This is a genomic window from Amycolatopsis plumensis (genome assembly GCF_042652605.1).
In the GTDB taxonomy this organism is placed as follows: Bacteria; Actinomycetota; Actinomycetes; order Mycobacteriales; family Pseudonocardiaceae; genus Amycolatopsis; species Amycolatopsis plumensis.
In genome coordinates, this window is the sequence record NZ_JBHSJY010000001.1 from 2,254,933 (window position 1) to 2,270,789 (window position 15,857).

A 15,857-nucleotide genomic window follows, 5' to 3' on the forward strand; every position below is an offset into this window, starting at 1 on the left:
CCCGCCACTGATCACCAACGGCACCCGGGAAAGACCCGCGGGCCGCCCTTGGGATACGACACCGACGTCACGAATGCATAACGGCGACGGCAAACGGGTGACGACGTATCTGGCGCCCCGGCCTCACCCACTTGGCCCTCCGGAAGTCACGGATCCATCGGGGAGATCACCATGGTTGTGCTCCGGTCGAGCACGCACGAAGCGGCCTTCACCCCGGAACCGGCGACCGGCGGCGGCTCCTTCACGGTGTCGCTCGACCTGCCTCCCGGTCCCGGCGGCAGCGCGCCCGCGCTCGCGCTGCGCTACGCGACCGGCGCGCCGAACGGCCCGTTCGGCGGCGGGTTCACCCTCCCGCTGCCGCACGTCGGGTCGGCGGGCGATCACGCGCCCTCCGGTGCGGCGGGCCGGCTCGTCCGCCGCGGCGACGGCTTCCTGCTCACCACGCCCGCCGGCCTGCGGCACTTCCTCGGCCCCGGCGACGGCGCCACCTGGTACCTCGACCGGACCGAGGACGCCTTCGGCGTCACCACGACGTTCGGCTGGGCGCACCACAGCGGCCAGGCCTACCTCACGCGCGTCTCCTACGGCCCGTACGAAGTGGAATTCGGCTACGAGCCGCGGCCGGACGTGCTGCGCCGGGGCCGCGACGGCACCCTCGTCACGACCGCCCTGCGGTGCGCGCGGATCGACCTGCGGGTGCCCACCTCGGCGCGGCCGCTCGTGCGGCGGTGGACCCTCGGCTACGACGCCGACGACGTCACCGGCGCCTCCCTGCTGACGTCGGTGGCGCTCACCGGTTTCGACACCCACGGCGCCGAAACCGCCGCTCCGGTGGTGCGGCTGGCCTACGCCGCCGTGGACGCCCCGCCGCCGCGGCGGGTCCAGCTGACCGCGCGGGCGCGCTCCGGCGGCGGGGTGTCCGTGCTCGACGCCGTGCCGTACCACTCCTTCGAAGACCCGCCCCGCACCGGACGGCTGTGCGAAGTCGACAACGGGCTGGGGCTGCGGACCGCGATCGAGTACGCGACCGTCGCCTCGGTGCCGGTGGTCCGGCGGGTCTCGCTGCGCGAATCGGCCACCGGCCACGTGGGCGTCACGGAGTTCGAGTACCACGACAGCCTGGCGCCCGGCTTCGGCCGCGTGGTGCAGGACGACCTCGGCGACGAGTACGCGCCCACCCTGCGGACCGTGCGCTGGTTCGGCGCTCAGGGACATCTGGCCAAGGAGGAGGTTTACGGCCTCGACGGCTCACCGGCGGCGGACCGGCCGTACCGCCGCGTCGAGCACCTCCGCCGTCCACAGTGGACCCGGGCGGTGACGACGGTGTTCGAACGCCGGGAGACGCCGGTTTCGGTCACCACGAAGGAGACGGCGTTCGACTCGGCCGGGAACCCGACCCGGGAGGTGGAGACGACCGAACGGCCCGGGCGCGAGCCGGTCGTGCGCGAAACCCGGACCAGCTACGCCACCGATCCCGAACACCGGTTCACCGCGCTCCCGGCGCGGGTCCGCGAGCTGGACGGCACCGGGAAAGTGCTGTCCGACAGGATCTTCCGGTACGACGAAGAGCCCGATGGCCGCGCCGGTTCGCACGGTTTCCGCACCGCGCAGGAGGAGCTCGTGCTCGCCGACGCCCTCGTCGCCGACGTCTACGGCTCGTCACCGCCGGACCTGCGGTACCACGGCTACCACCGCCGTCCCGGCGAAGAAGGCTGGTGGGTCACGACGTTCCACGGGCGGCTCGGCACCGTCGCCGGGCTGCGCACCACGACCACCGACGCGCTCGGCCACACCCGCGAGGTCCGGTACTCCGCCGACCACTGCTTCCCCGAGGTGGCCACGGACCCGCTGGGGAACGTGACGATCACCCGCCACGACGTCCGCACGGCGCGGGTGTGCGAGGTGACCGACCCGGCGGGCGCGGTGACCACGCTGACCCACGACCCGCTGGGCCGTCCGGAAACGGTCGTGCGGCCGGGCGATTCGGCCGATCTGCCGACCGTGCGGTACCGCTACGACGGCACCCGCGTCACCACCGAGCAGCGGGCGGTGTCCGGCGAGGCGGAGGTGCTGGTGAGCGCCGAGCTGCGCGACGGCGCCGGGCGGCTGCTGGAGCGGCGGCACGCGGAACTGCTCGGCGACGTCGTCGACGAGCACCACGAGTACTGCGCGCGGGGCCTGGTGTGCCGCACCAGGCGGGCGTTCCGGGACGGCGACCCGCTGCCGCCGCCCGAGGAATTCCGGTACGACGCACTGGGCCGCCCGCTGCCGGTCCGCGAAGACCACGACCCCGAAGGCGGCGTGCGCGACCTGCTCGGACGGGAACTGCGCGCGGAGGACGGCGTCGTGCACGTCCGGGACGCGGCGGGGGACGTCGTCGAGTCGCGGACCCCGGGCGGGCACACGGTGTTCCGGGTCCGCGACGCCGTCGGCCGGGTGGTCGCGGTGCTGGTCGACGACCCGCGCGGCACGCCGGTCACCACGTTCACCCACCACGACGGCGGGCTGCCGGTCCCGCTCGGCGCGGGGCCGCACAGCTGCGGGCGCCTGGTGCGCGTCGCCGACGAATGCGGGGTGACCCAGTTCGGTTACGACGCACTGGGGCGGCCGGCGGAGAAGCGCTGGCGCCCGGCGCACGTCGCCGTCGAGTACCGGCTCGACGTGACCCGCCGCGCCGACGGGCGGATCTCGGCGGTGACCTACCCCGACGCCGGCGACGGGCGGCTGACCGTGCACCACCAGTACGACGAGGTCGGCAGGCTGGTGAGCGTGCCGGGGTTCGTCGACGCCGTCGACTTCGACGTGCGCGGCCACCGCACCGCGGCGCACTACGCGAACGGCGTCAGCGAGCACTTCACCGACGGGCGGCACGTGCTCACCGGACCGGGCGGGCTGCTGCGCGACATCGAGCCCGGTCCGTCCCCGGAACCGCCGTCCGGCAGCGAAATCCGGGATGCGTTCGGCCGGCTGCGCGGGGTGCACGGCAACGACGGCGTCAACGCGCTCTACAGCTACGACCACACCGGCCGCCGCGTCCGCACCCTGATCACCAACGGCGCGCACATCCACGAAGTCCTGACCCCGGACGACCACTACGCCATCGAGGACGGCGAGCTGGTGGTCGTGGTGGCGGGCGCGGTGCGGCAGTACGCGGACGGCAGGCGCCGGTACCTGCACTTCGACGACACCGGCGAGATCGCCCTGACCACCGACGAGCACGGCACGCTCGTGAGTGTTCAGACGGGTTAGAACCCGCTTTACCACTCACGACGGGTCAGTCGAGGACGGCGAGGTCCAGCCGGCTGAGGCGGTCCGGGTCGGCCAAGATGTCGATCTCGACGATCCGGCCGCCCGCCACGGTGAAGCCCAGCACCGAGGACGGCCGGCCGTCGCGGGTGGCCACCACGCCCGCCGCGCCGTTGACCAGCGCGCGGTGCACGACGCCGCCGCCGGCGTTGAGGCGGGAGAACGTCAGTGCCTGGTTCGCCACCGCCGCCGCGCCGCGGACTTCGGTCGAGCCGCCCCGGGCCGCGCCGTGGTCGGCCCGCAGCACGACGTCGGAGTCCAGGACCGAGACGAGCGCGTCGAAGTCACCGCCGCGGGCGGCCGCCAGGAAGGCGTCGACGACTTCGCGCTGGCGGGCCAGATCCGGGTCCGGGGCGACCGGGGCACCCTGCACCCGCCGCCGGGCGCGGCTCGCGAGCTGCCGGGTCGCCGCCTCGGACCGGCCGACGATCGAGGCGATCTCCTCGAACGGCAGCGCGAACATGTCCCGCAGCACGAACGCGAGCCGTTCGGCCGGGGTGAGCGTGTCGAGCACGACCAGCAGCGCGAGGCCGACCGAGTCCGCCATCAGCGCCTCGTGCTCGGGGCCGTCGTCCTCGCGGCTGACGATCGGGTCCGGCACCAGCGCTTCCCACGGCTCCTCGCGCCGGGCCTTCCGGGAGCGCAGCATGTCGAGGCAGACCCGTCCGACGACGGTGGTGAGCCACCCGGCCAGGTTCTCGACGGCCGCCGTGTCGCTGCGGCTGAGCTTCAGCCACGTTTCCTGGACCGCGTCCTCGGCCTCGGTCAGCGAACCCAGCATCCGGTAGGCGACCGAGCGCAGGTGCTCGCGGTGGGTTTCGAAGCTGCGGGCCAGGAGCTCCTCGTTCACGGGTCCGTCCTTTCGCGGTGCGATCACCACCCTGACGAACACGGGCCCGGGTTTGTGACAGATCAGACGACTGTGTGCCGATGAGCGGCATCTTCGCTTGACGTACGATATATCAGGAACCAATCATCGGATCTCTCCGGACGAGGAGGTCCCTTGAGAATCCGACTGCTTGCCTGCCTCGCCGCCGCCGTCGCGCTGGTGGCGAGCCTGGTCAGTCCCGCGAACGCCGAGCTCTACCACCCGCGTCAGGACTGGCTGCGGGCCTCGACGGCCGGGCTGTTCCTGCACTGGGGCATGTTCACCGCGCCGCGGCACACCGACTGCGCCGCCTGGGAGCGCGACGTCACCGACGGCGGCTGGACACCGGGCTACTGGATCGACGAAGCCAAGAAACTGGGCGCGTCCTACGTCGTCCTCACCACCTTCCACAGCCGGCTGGGCTACGCGCGGCCGTGGCCGTCGAAGATCCCCGGCAGCTGCTCGACGCAGCGCGACTTCCTCGGCGAGCTGATCGCCGCGGGCCAGGCCAAGGGCGTGCGGGTCATGCTCTACCTGACCGACGATCCCCAGTGGCACAACGAAACCGGCCACGAATCGCTCGACTCGGCCGCCTACTCCGCCTACAAGGGCCACCAAGTCGACTTGACGACCCGGCCCGGCTTCGGCGAGTTCTCCTACGACCTGTTCGACGAGGTCATGGACCGGTACGCGGACCTCGCCGGGTTCTGGATCGACAACGACAACGAGTACTGGGAGCAGCACGGGCTCTACGAACACATCCGCGAGAAGCGGCCGTCCTGGTTGCTGAGCAACAACAACGAGGACACGCCGATCATGGACACGGTCAGCAACGAGCAGAAGACCGGCATGACCCCGTCCTACGACTACCCGCAGGCGATTTACACGCCGCTGCCGCGGCTGACCGAGGCGGACTACAAACTGCCGACCAACGGCGACTGGTGGTACAGCGGCGGCGACCAGGCCGTCGACTTCCGGCTCTCCACCGGCCGCTACATCACGAACGCGGGCTCGTCGATCAAGTCGCTGATGGCCGAAACCGCCATGCTCAACGGCAGGTTCCCGCCGCAGCAGGAGGCGTTCAACAACTTCATGGCGTCCTGGACGCAGCCGATCAAGGAGTCGCTGACCGGCACCGAGGGCGGCGGCTACCTGTACGGCGGGATGCAGCCCGGGTTCTGGAACGACGGCGCCCACGGCGTCATCACCATCAAGGGCAAGACACAGTACGTGCACGTCGTCACGCGGCCGTCGACGAACCTGGTCCGCCTGCGCGACAACGGCTACCGCGTCACCGGCGTGTCCGACCTGCGCACCGAGAAACCGATGCGGTTCGCGCAGTCCGGCGGCTATCTGTCCATTCTGGACATCCAGGACTGGGACACCTACGACACGGTGTTCAAAGTGGACACCGCCGGACAGCAGTACTTCTACGACAAGAGCACGATCAAGGCGACCGCGTCTTCCAACGCGGCTTCGGCGGCGAACCTCGTCGACGGCAGCTACCTGAACTTCTGGGACGCGGGCGGCCGGCTCCCGGTGTCCGTGACGCTCGACCTGGGCCGCAAGCGGTCGACGGCCTACCTCGCGGTGCACGAGCGCGAGTCGTCGCCGACGTACGCGCGGGAATCCTTCGGCCGCGCCGAGGACTCCGCCCGGATCAAGGACTACCGCGTCCACGCCAGCGACGACGGCAAGGCCTGGCGCACGGTCCGCACCGGCGCCCTGCCCAGCAGCCGCGGCGTCCAGTTCATCGACGTCGGCGAGGTGCACGCGCGGTACCTGCGGCTCGAGGTGCTGAACACGTGGTCGGGGCCGCAGGCCAAGCCGTTCTACCGGCAGCTCGCGCTCGACGAGATCGACGTCGCCTACGGCTACCCCGACCCGCGCGGCGAGGTGCCGCTGGAAGCGGAGTCGTGGCGCAACGGCTTCGAAGGCAAGGCGACGCCGGTGTGGTGCGAGGCCTGCTCGGGCACCAACGCGGTGACCGGCCTCGACCGCGGGGCGGTCGTCTTCCGGAACGTCCAGGCCACCGGCCCGTCCCGGCTGCACCTGGACACCACCGGGCCGGGCACCCTCCAAGTGAGCGTCAACGGCGCGGCGCCGATCCCGGTCGCCGCACCGGCGGCGATCCCGGTGCCGCTCAACGCCGGCGCGAACACGATCAAGGTGTCCGGAACGACGGACCTGGACCGGATCGCGGTGGCGCCGATGCCGCCCGAGTCGTCCACGCCGAAGACGACGTTGACCGTGCAACCCGCAGGCATCCAATGGGTTTCGCCCGGTCAGCAGTCGATCCGGATCGATGCGTCGCTGCGGCTGGACGTCGACGACCCGATCGACCAGGTGTCGCTGGCCCCGGTGGTCCCGCCGGGCTGGACGGTCACGGGCGGTCCGGCGACGACGTCCACGCTGGGGCTCGGCCAGGTCCTGAGCGGCTCGTGGACGGTGACCGCCCCGGCGGCCCAGGACGTGAGCATCCCGGTGACGGCGTCGTTCCGGACGCTCGGGCGCGCGAAGTCCGTCAGCAAGCCGGTGCTGGTGAAGCAGCGGCCCGCGGACCGGGTGTTCATGCGGGAGGCGGAGGACTCGGCGAACGACATCGGCGACGCCGGCGTCACCGGTTGCTCGCCGTGCTCGGGCGGGCAGAAGGTGCGCAACATCGGGCCGGGCGCGGCGGTGACGTTCCCCGGCGTGACGGTGCCCGCGGCGGGTCAGTACACGCTGTACCTGGACTTCACCGTCAACGGCGACCGGTCGTACTTCGTGTCGGTGAACGGCGGCGCGCCGGTGGAGGTCAAGGTCAGCGGCGTCGGGAACAACACGCCGTACACCACTTCGGTCCCGGTGCCGCTGACCGCGGGCGCCAATACGATCCGGATCGGCAACGACCGCGGCGGGGCCCCGGATCTGGACCGGATTTCACTGGGTTAGCTCCCGCATGACCCGGGCCGCGTCGAGGTCGACGGCGTGGCCCGGGTCCCCGCCCGCGGCACTCCACGCGACGGTCACCCACAGTTCGGCGTAGTCGCCGCGGTCGACCCGGGGCAGCCGCCAGGTGAGCCGGCCGCCGGTCCGCTCGACGGCGTCCCCGCCGACCAGCCGCGACCAGTACGGGGGCACGTGCTGCCCGGCCCGCGAGCACCGCCGCAGCCGGTCGGCGCTGGGGCCGCCGACGCTCACCACGGCGTCGGCGGTCTCGGCCGTGAAGGCGCTTTCCCAGGTGCGGTCCTCGCGCGGCGCGCCGATCAGCTCGGCTTCGACGACGAACTCGCCGACGTCCTCGCGCGCCAGCACCCGGAAGATGGTGACTTCGCGGGTGGTCCCGGGCGGTCCGGACGCGGTGCGCCCGCTCAGCACGTCGAGCCGCGCGGAGTCGGACCGCCACCGGCACAGCCGCGCACCGGAGTCGAGGTCCCAGGTGAGCTCCGGTCTCGCGGGCACGTCCCAGCCCCCGACGCGGGCGGCGAACCGCACGGCGCCGAGCGGGGTGACGACGTCGAGCGCGCGCGGGGCGGTCCGCGCCAGGACTGCGGTGTCCAGCATGCCGACATCCTTACCCTCCGCGCTGACCGGCGAAAATGCGCTGCGCAAACGTCACTCGACCGGGGAGGATCGGCGGCGTGGAAGAGGTACCCCCGGCATCACCGAACCGCCCGGTTCGGCGACCTGGCACGTCGGCGACCTCGACGACCCGCAGCTGGACGCGCTGTCCCAAATCGTCCACAAGGGACTCCGCGAGTCCGTCGAGCCGGGCGAGGAGCTGTACTGGCTCGACTGGCAGCACGTCGGCTACCGCTTCGACCCGGCGCGGGTCGACGGCGCCGGACCGCGCCGGCCCGGCGCCGTCCTCCCGGACGGCGACTACCACCTCTACCTGACCCGGATCGGCGCGGAGCTGACCGCGGCGCTCGGCGAGCCGGTCCGGCGAACGCCCGGGTAGGCATATTGGTCCAGACAAGTGTTACTGAAACGTGACCAAGGGACCGCTGAACGGGAGCTACTTTGTTGTGACTCGCAACAAATGGCGCGTGGATCCCCAACGGCGGAGGTGTCACGGCGTGAACCGGACCTTGGACAAGTTACGACGACGCGGCCCGGGCCTCGCGCTCGTCGCCTCGGCAGTGCTCATGGCGGCCGGGCTCAGCGCCCCGGCCGCGCTGGCGGCGGACGACTACGCCCAGAACGTCACGCAGCCCAGCGCCAGTCAGGTGCAGATCAACTTCACCCCGACGACCCCCGCGCTGTACGTGGACGTCCACTACACCGGCGTCCCCGGCGTCGGCCAGCAGAACGTCCGGATGACCAACGGCTCCGGCACCTGGCGGACCACCGTCAACGGCCTGAGCAGCGGAAACGTCCTCGACTACTGGTTCACCTACGAAAAGAACGGCCCGCAGTACGACACCCCGCACTTCAGCTACACCGTCGGCGGCGACGGCACGACGACGGTCGCCGCGCCGACGTTCAGCCCGCCCGGCGGCACCTACTCGAGCGCGCAGACGGTGACGATCAGCAGCGCCACCGCGGGCGCGACCATCCGGTACACGGTGGACGGCTCGACCCCCACCGCGTCCTCGACGCTCTACAGTGGACCGATCAGCGTCCCGAACTCCCGCACGGTCAACGCGATCGCGCTCAAGTCCGGGTCGACGACGTCCCCGGTGTCGAGCGCGACCTACACGATCGGCACCCAGGCCGGCTGCCCGACGCAGTCCGACACCCCGAACTTCGGGCCGAACGTCCGGATCTTCGACCCGGGCATGTCCGCGGCCACGATCCAGGCGCAGCTGGACACCGACTTCAACAACCAGAAGGACACGCTGACCGCCCAGATGGCAGACCGGCGCGTCGCGCACCTCTTCAAGCCGGGCACCTACAACAACGTGCACGACAACGTCGGCTTCTACACCTCGGTGGCCGGCCTCGGCCAGAACCCGGGCGACGTCCTGATCAACGGTGACGTCACCGTCGACGCCTTCAACGCCTCCGACAACGGCGTCGCGCTGCAGAACTTCTGGCGCTCGGCGGAGAACATGGCGGTCAACCCCTCCGGCGGCAACGAGCGCTGGGCGGTCGCGCAGGCCGCGCCGTTCCGCCGGATGGACGTCCGCGGCGGGCTGCAGCTGTACCCGGCGAGCTACGGCTTCGCCAGCGGCGGCTACATCGCCGACACCAAGGTGGCCGGGCAGGCCGCGTCGGTCTCGCAGCAGCAGTGGTACACGCGCGACTCGCAGCTCGGCAGCTGGAACGGCGGCGTCTGGAACATGGTCTTCTCCGGCACCAGCGGCGCGCCGGCGACCACGTTCCCGAACCCGCCCGAGACGACCCTGGCCACGACCCCGGTCTCCCGCGACGTGCCCTACCTCTACGTCGACGGCACCGGCAAGTACCGCGTGTTCCTGCCGTCGCTGCGCACCAACGCGTCCGGCCCCAGCTGGGCGAACGGCAGCACCCCGGGCACGTCGGCGCCGATGAGCCAGTTCTACGTCGTCAAGTCGGGCGACACGGCCGCGTCGATCAACAACGCCCTTTCCGCGGGCTGCAACCTGTTCTTCACGCCGGGTGTCTACCACCTCAACCAGACGCTCAACGTGACCCGCGCGAACACGACGATCCTCGGCATCGGCTACCCGACCCTGGTGCCCGACAACGGCGTCAACGCGATGCAGGTGTCCGATGTGGACGGCGTCCGGCTCAAGGGCCTGCTCTTCGACGCGGGCACGACGAACTCGCAGGCGCTGCTCACGGTCGGCCAGTCCGGCTCGTCGGCGTCGCACGCGGCGAACCCGACGACGATCCAGGACGTGTTCTTCCGGATCGGCGGCGCGATCGCCGGCAAGGCGACCAACAGCCTGATCGTCAACAGCGCCAACACGATCATCGACCACATCTGGGCGTGGCGCGCCGACCACGGCAACGCGGGCACCTACGGCTGGAACACGAACACGGCCGACACCGGGCTCGTGGTGAACGGCGCGAACGTGCTGGCCACCGGCCTGTTCGTCGAGCACTACCAGAAGTACCAGGTGATCTGGAACGGCCAGGGCGGCCGGACGATCTTCTTCCAGAACGAGATGCCCTACGACGTGCCCGACCAGGCGTCGTGGAACGCACCCTCGGGTGTCGCCGGGTATGCGGCGTACAAGGTCGGGGCGAACGTGACGTCCCATGAGGCCTGGGGGCTCGGCAGCTACTGCTTCTTCGACACGAACCCGGCGGTGTCCAGTTACCACGCGTTCGAGGTGCCGAACACCAGCGGCGTCCGGTTCCACAGCCTGCTGACGGTGTCGCTCAACTACCGCGGCACGATCACGCACGTCATCAACGACACCGGCGGCACCACGCCTTCGGGCACGGTGCCGGTCAACGTGGTCAGCTACCCGTAAGGGTGAACAGCGGCCCCCGCACCGGACCCGACCCGGTGCGGGGGCTCGCTGCTCTTCAGGCGACGTGCAGGATCGCGTCAGCGTTCTCGAGCAGTTCCCGGGTGAGCGGTGCGTACCGGTAATCGGCGTCTTCCCGGGTGTGGCCGGTCGGGGTTTCGGCGGTCAGCTGCCAGGTAGTGGTGTCGCGCTGCAGCCGGCCTTCGTAGGTGTCGGGCGCCGGTTCGCCGAGGCCGAGGGCTTCGCTGCGGCCGAGGCTGCCGGCGATGAAGGCGTACCGGTCGCCGAGCCGCGACGCGACGATCGCCCCCGCACCGGAGCCGAGGTGGGCGTTGTGCGCGAACACCAGGGTCCGGCCGGGCTGTGAGCTGTGGATGTCCAGGAGGTTCCGCGCCATGATCACCGCCCGGGCGCCCGCGAGCCGGGCGATCCTCGTGTCCCGGTCGCCGGGCAGCGCGGACGCCGCGTGGTAGCGCAGCAAGTCGAGCCCGGCGGCGGCGTGGATGCGCGCGGTGCGAGCGGCCGGCTCGATCCGGGCGTCGAGGGCCGTGAGCAGGTCGTCCGCGATGACCCGCAGCTCACGGGCCTCGGGCGTCGCGCCAGGCGACGCGGCCGGGTCGAGGATCGCCTCGGAGCGGCTCCACCGTTCGTCGTCGCCGGTCAGGGCCGCGATGTCGACGTCGAGGCCCAGGTAGTCGCGGGCGTGCTCGAGGTAGCCGCGTGGGCTGGGCGCGCTGAACGTCTCCGTCGGGGCGTCGAAGCCGTGGAAGGTCAGTGGTTCGGCGGCGGACTCGTTGTACTCACGCAGCCATTCGAGCAGCTGCCGGTTGGCGGGCATCTCGCCGAAGTCGTGCGAGAACCTGCCGTCGAGCGCGGCGACGCGGTCGGTCTCCAGCGCGATCGCCCGGAAGCCGTGCTCGGCGAGTCGGGCGAACAGCTCGTTGCGGATGCGCGCGAAGGCCGGCTCGAAGTGGGTGGGCTCGCCCAGCCCGAGCAGTTCGGCGGTGAAGTCCGTGATGTCCATGTGGTTGAATCGTATCCTTGAAGACTCGGTTGAGACCTGCGGACCTCGCCCGTGAGCACGGCATCTCCACGCAGGCGGTCCGCAACTACGAACAGGACGGCTTCCTCCCGCCGGCCGCCCGCACCCCGAGCGGCTACCGGATCTACACGGAAAGACACGCCACAGCACTGCGGGCGTTCCTCGCCCTGGTCCCGGCCTACGGGCACGCGACGGCGGGCGGGATCATGCACGCGGTCAACGAAGACGACCTCGGCCGCGCGCTGACGCTCGTCGACCGCGGCCACGAGCAGCTGCTCCGGGACCGCGAAACCCTCAACACGGTTCGGAAGGCGATCGGGCCGCTGACGGCCGGGCCGGCCGGCGAACCGGCCGCGACCGGCTGGTCGATCGGCGAGCTCGCCCACCACCTCGGCGTCACCGCGGCGACCGTGCGGGCGTGGGAACGCGCGGGCATCCTGGTGCCGGCGCGCAACCGGGCGACCGGCCACCGGGTCTTCCAGCCGTCCGACATCCGCGACGCCGAACTGGCCCACCTGCTCCGCCGCGGCGGCTACCCGCTCGCCCACATCGCCACGGTGGTCGCGCAGGTCCGCACCGCGGGCGGCACCGAGTCACTGGCCGAGGCGCTCGAAACCTGGCAGGACCGGCTGACCGCCCGCGGCCTGGCGATGCTCGACGCGGCCGGCCGCCTGAGCGAGTACCTACGGGCGTGAACCCGGGTGCAGCCGGTCGTACTCGTGCGCGGCCGTGCGCTGGGTGCGCACCGGCAGCACCTTTTCCCCGGCTTCGTCGTCGACTTCGTTGAGCCCGAGCTGCACGGCGAGCCGGATCTGCTCGCGGTTGTCGCGGACGACGGCGGAGAAGAAGTCGTCGATCCGCGGGTCGAGGAGGACCTCCAGGAGCACGCGGAACGAAGTGTCGACGCAGGCGCGCACGATCTCGTCGTGGAACGGCAGCCGCTTGAGCTTTCCGAGCTGCGGGTCCGCGGCGATCTTTTCGGCGATGATCGAGCGCAGCTCGTCCTTGTGCGCCCCGAGCGACTTGGCCAGGTTCTCCGGGTAGTTGCCGGTTTCCAGTACCTTGACGACCTCGTCGAGCACCGCGATGGTCACCGGTTTCTTGATCGCCTTCACGATCGGCTCGGAGAGCTTGTCGACGAGCCGGTAGGTGAACTGCTCGCCGACGGCCCGGTCCGCGGCCCGCCCGATCCGCACCAGCAACAGCACGACGCCGACGAACTTGTGCGCGGTCATCGCCGGGTGCGCGACCGGGATCATGGCGAACAGCTCGTACCAGTTGCGCACGAGGAACTTCCTGGCCCACCGCCGCTTCCGCCACCGCCACAGGAACTCGAGCAGGAAGATCCCGCAGATCCCGCAGTCGACGGCGAAGAGGACGAGCCCGACGTCCCGCGCCGGCGGGCTGAGCACCATGAACCCCAGCAACCCGACCGACCCGGCGGCGAGCACGAGCATGATCCAGTCGTCGGCGCGCACGTTCCCGGGCAGCACCCCGCTGTTGAGCTCGGGTTCACTGGTGACCATGCCCGATGATGGCACGGACACCGCTGATCAGCGGTCCGGACGTGCCGCCGAGAGGCTTTCGGAGGCTTCGGGCCGGACGCGAAGTGTCGTGTTTTTGTCGTGTCGCACCCCTGCCGGATACGGCATCGTGGACGGTGGCGGTCACGGCGAGGGGGAGCACGGAGTGGACAGCCGGCTGCTCGCTGTTCGCTCCGGCTCGGGAGGAGGCGGTGGCCGGTGGCTCAAGAAGCGGGCTACCGGCCCACGCCGTAGCACCGCGCGGGCCGCGGATCCGGCCCGGCCGGGTTTCCCCGGGGAAAGCCGTTCCCGGCAACGGGAAACGGGTGTCGCCGCCCGGTTCCGGCGCGCACCATCGAAGCAGACCGAATCTCGCGGAGGTCCGCGAGGTCAAGCGAATCCCGTTCACCGGGGAATTCCGAGGAGCCTGCCATGATGGTCGTCTGTTCCCTTGCCACCCTTGTCCGGGCGACGCTGTTCGTCGTCGTGCTCGCTCTGGTTGCCGGGTTGGCTCTTGCCGCGCCGTCCGGTCCGCCCGGCTCCGGGGCCGCCACCACCGCCACCTCGGAGGCCGTCACGCACTAAGGACGGTCACGGTCCCAGGTGCTCGATCAGCCTGGCCAGCTGGTCGGCGTACCGCCGGGCGAAGTCGGGCGAGTCGGCCTCTGCGCCGGTCAGGCCGGCCACCACGTGCGGCAGTGTCACCGGGGCCATGGCCGCCGCCATCAGGAGGACCGTCAGGCACTCCGGGTCGGCCCAGTCCGGGAGGCGGCCCTCGGCCTTCAGCGCCTTGATCTGCTCCACCGTCCCCGCCAGGCGCTGCGCGCGGGGGGCGTGGTCCGGGTCGGTTTCCGGGCTCTCGTACTCCAGCCCCGACCACGCCAGCAGCCGGACGCCGTCGCGGTTGGCGAGGGCTTCCAGGGCCATTCGGCGCACCTGTTCGGACAGCGGGAGGTCCGGGGCCATCAGCTCGCTCTGGCGCTGCCCCCACTCGTCCGACATCGCGCGGTACAGGCCTTCTTTGCCGTCGAAGTAGTACGAGATCAGCTGCTGGTTCACCCCGGCCCGCGCCGCGATCGCCGCGATGCGCGCGCCGGCGTAGCCCTTCGCCGCGAACTCCGCGCCCGCCGCCTCCAAGATCAGCCGGCGGGTGCGCTCCGGATCGCGTTGGCGCTCCTGGGGCTTCGGCGAACGGCGGGGCTTCGACGCGGTCACGCGGCGACTATACGTCAACCAACCACTTGACTCTGCCGAACAGAAGGGTGAACCGCCGTCAGGGCCAGCGCGACCACGAGCACACCGGCGCCGACCGCGAGCGCGCCCGCCGTCGCGGCGGCGGATCCGCTGTCGAGCCGGGCGAAGAAAACCGTGCCGCACAAGGCGATCCCGGTCGCCGTCCCGAGCTGCACGGTGGTGTTCACGACGCCGGACGCCGCGCCGGCCTGCTCCGGCCGGATGCCGGCCATCGAGGCGGCGAACAGCGCGTTCAGCACCGCACCCATGCCGAGCCCGACGGCGACCACGGGCAGCAGCAGGGCCCATCCGCTCAACGCGGAGTCCAAGGAGGACACCAGCACCGCGATCAGCACCAGCCCGGCCAGCAGCACCGCGACGGCGCCGGCGGTGAACACCCGCCCGAGCTTCGGGGCCAGGCGCATGGCCAGGACGTTGCCCGCGACGATGCCGAGCGTCGACGGCGCGAACGTCAACGCCGCTTCCCACGGCGAGAAGCCGAGCCCCAGCTGCAGGTGCAGGGTCAGGACGAAGAACACGCCGACCCCGGTGTCGACGCAGAGCAGGACGGCCTGGCTGCCGGCGATCTGCCGCAGCAGGTCCGGCGGCAGCAACGGCTCTCCGCCGCGGCGGAACAGGCGCCGCTGGTGCCACGCGAACACGCCGGACAGCGGGAGAGCGGCGGCCAGCAGCACGATGGACCACACCGGCCAGCCCAGCTCGCGCCCCTGCACCAGCGGGTAGAACACCGCGAACAGCGCGGCGGTCAGCAACGCCAGCCCGGCCGGGTCCATCCGGTGCCGGGCGAACCCCGGCCGGCCAGGCATGGTGACCAAGGCACCGGCCAGCGCGAGCACGCCGATGGGCAGGTTCACCAGGAAGATCGCCCGCCAGCCGGTGCCGAACAGGTCGGCCGCGGTCAGCGCGCCGCCCAGCAGCGGCCCGGCGAGCCCGCCGACCGGGAACGCGGCCGCGTACCAGGTCATCGCCTTCGGCCGCTCCCGCTCGTCGAACTCCGCGTGGACGAAGGACAGCACCTGCGGCACCATCAGCCCGGATCCGACGCCCTGCACCACCCGCGCGGCGATCAGGACGCCGACGTGCCCGGCGAGCCCGGCGGCGAGCGAGGCGGCCGTGAACACGAACATGCCCGCCACGAACAACTTCCTCGTGCCGTGGCGGTCGCCCAGCCGTCCGCCGGTGATCAGCGTGAGCGCGAAGCCCAGCGCGTACCCCGCCGAAATCCACTGCAGCGCGGACTCGCCGGTGCCGAGCTCCCGCCGGATCGTCGGCAGAGCCACCGCGACGATCTGGTTGTCGATCATGTCCACCAGCACCGCGAGCACCGCGACCGCCAGTGCCCACCACCTGAGCGCGTGCTTTTCCACGACGGACCTCTCCTCCCCGCGGCGACCGTGACGCAGCCATGGTCAACCAACCGGACGACTCTGTCAACTAGACGTTTGATTGAGTCCGGCGGACGGTGGAGAGGTGCGGGC

The 15,857-nt window shown here is 71.5% G+C and carries 12 protein-coding genes; 6 read left to right on the top strand and 6 right to left on the bottom strand.

Annotated features, from left to right (window positions below; genetic code table 11):
- Nucleotides 1-171 precede the first annotated feature (171 nt).
- Entirely contained in the window at nt 172-3,249 is a 3,078-nt protein-coding gene (locus ACFPLC_RS10635) for a SpvB/TcaC N-terminal domain-containing protein (RefSeq protein ID WP_378206295.1), read from the top strand.
- A gap of 25 nt (nt 3,250-3,274) precedes the next feature.
- Here the strand turns inward: ACFPLC_RS10635 and sigJ are convergent, their stop codons facing one another.
- On the bottom strand, nt 3,275-4,156 hold the full coding sequence (gene sigJ, locus ACFPLC_RS10640; protein ID WP_378206298.1) for an RNA polymerase sigma factor SigJ: 882 nt from the start codon (nt 4,154-4,156) through the stop codon (nt 3,275-3,277).
- 153 nt (nt 4,157-4,309) lie between these two features.
- On the opposite strand from sigJ, the gene ACFPLC_RS10645 reads away from it, so the two are divergent.
- On the top strand, nt 4,310-7,108 hold the full coding sequence (locus tag ACFPLC_RS10645) for an alpha-L-fucosidase (RefSeq protein WP_378206301.1): 2,799 nt from the start codon (nt 4,310-4,312) through the stop codon (nt 7,106-7,108).
- Here ACFPLC_RS10645 and ACFPLC_RS10650 read toward each other — a convergent pair.
- On the bottom strand, nt 7,097-7,720 hold the full coding sequence (locus tag ACFPLC_RS10650) for a hypothetical protein (protein ID WP_378206304.1): 624 nt from the start codon (nt 7,718-7,720) through the stop codon (nt 7,097-7,099). The genes ACFPLC_RS10645 and ACFPLC_RS10650 overlap by 12 nt on opposite strands.
- Here ACFPLC_RS10650 and ACFPLC_RS10655 point away from each other — a divergent pair.
- A complete protein-coding gene (locus ACFPLC_RS10655) occupies nt 7,719-8,117 on the top strand; it encodes a DUF2716 domain-containing protein (protein ID WP_378206306.1) in 399 nt (132 codons plus the stop codon). The genes ACFPLC_RS10650 and ACFPLC_RS10655 overlap by 2 nt on opposite strands.
- A 118-nt stretch (nt 8,118-8,235) precedes the next feature.
- Complete coding sequence (locus tag ACFPLC_RS10660; RefSeq protein WP_378206309.1) at nt 8,236-10,563, top strand: chitobiase/beta-hexosaminidase C-terminal domain-containing protein; 2,328 nt, start codon at nt 8,236-8,238, stop codon at nt 10,561-10,563.
- 55 nt (nt 10,564-10,618) lie between these two features.
- On the opposite strand, the gene ACFPLC_RS10665 is transcribed toward ACFPLC_RS10660, so the two are convergent.
- Nucleotides 10,619-11,584: an erythromycin esterase family protein gene (locus ACFPLC_RS10665; RefSeq protein ID WP_378206312.1), complete on the bottom strand. Its 966-nt coding sequence runs from the start codon at nt 11,582-11,584 to the stop codon at nt 10,619-10,621.
- A 17-nt stretch (nt 11,585-11,601) separates the two neighbouring features.
- Here ACFPLC_RS10665 and ACFPLC_RS10670 point away from each other — a divergent pair, with 17 nt between their 5' ends.
- Nucleotides 11,602-12,297 (top strand): TioE family transcriptional regulator, encoded by a 696-nt coding sequence (locus ACFPLC_RS10670; protein ID WP_378235793.1) that lies wholly within the window; start codon nt 11,602-11,604, stop codon nt 12,295-12,297.
- Here ACFPLC_RS10670 and ACFPLC_RS10675 read toward each other — a convergent pair.
- Nucleotides 12,286-13,128 carry an ion transporter gene (locus tag ACFPLC_RS10675; RefSeq protein ID WP_378206318.1) on the bottom strand — a complete coding sequence of 281 codons (843 nt, stop codon included), beginning with the start codon at nt 13,126-13,128 and terminating at the stop codon, nt 12,286-12,288. The genes ACFPLC_RS10670 and ACFPLC_RS10675 overlap by 12 nt on opposite strands.
- A 429-nt stretch (nt 13,129-13,557) precedes the next feature.
- On the opposite strand from ACFPLC_RS10675, the gene ACFPLC_RS10680 reads away from it, so the two are divergent.
- Nucleotides 13,558-13,710 (top strand): hypothetical protein, encoded by a 153-nt coding sequence (locus ACFPLC_RS10680; RefSeq protein WP_378206321.1) that lies wholly within the window; start codon nt 13,558-13,560, stop codon nt 13,708-13,710.
- Nucleotides 13,711-13,716: 6 nt separating this feature from the next.
- On the opposite strand, the gene ACFPLC_RS10685 is transcribed toward ACFPLC_RS10680, so the two are convergent.
- Together ACFPLC_RS10685 and ACFPLC_RS10690 are read right to left on the bottom strand one after the other, a co-directional pair.
- Nucleotides 13,717-14,340, bottom strand: coding sequence for a TetR/AcrR family transcriptional regulator (locus ACFPLC_RS10685; protein WP_378206324.1), 624 nt, complete (start codon nt 14,338-14,340; stop codon nt 13,717-13,719).
- Between the two features lie 14 nt (nt 14,341-14,354).
- Complete coding sequence (locus ACFPLC_RS10690; RefSeq protein WP_378206327.1) at nt 14,355-15,746, bottom strand: MFS transporter; 1,392 nt, start codon at nt 15,744-15,746, stop codon at nt 14,355-14,357.
- Nucleotides 15,747-15,857 lie beyond the last annotated feature (111 nt).

What these genes read in the sequence shown, in the direction of transcription:
- ACFPLC_RS10650 (WP_378206304.1), bottom strand. Translation starts at nt 7,720, where the DNA reads ATGCTGGACACCGCAGTCCTGGCGCGGACCGCCCCGCGCGCGCTCGAC.
- ACFPLC_RS10675 (WP_378206318.1), bottom strand. Translation starts at nt 13,128, where the DNA reads ATGGTCACCAGTGAACCCGAGCTCAACAGCGGGGTGCTGCCCGGGAAC.
- ACFPLC_RS10680 (WP_378206321.1), top strand. Translation starts at nt 13,558, where the DNA reads ATGATGGTCGTCTGTTCCCTTGCCACCCTTGTCCGGGCGACGCTGTTC.
- ACFPLC_RS10665 (WP_378206312.1), bottom strand. Translation starts at nt 11,584, where the DNA reads ATGGACATCACGGACTTCACCGCCGAACTGCTCGGGCTGGGCGAGCCC.
- ACFPLC_RS10635 (WP_378206295.1), top strand. Translation starts at nt 172, where the DNA reads ATGGTTGTGCTCCGGTCGAGCACGCACGAAGCGGCCTTCACCCCGGAA.
- ACFPLC_RS10655 (WP_378206306.1), top strand. Translation starts at nt 7,719, where the DNA reads ATGCCGACATCCTTACCCTCCGCGCTGACCGGCGAAAATGCGCTGCGC.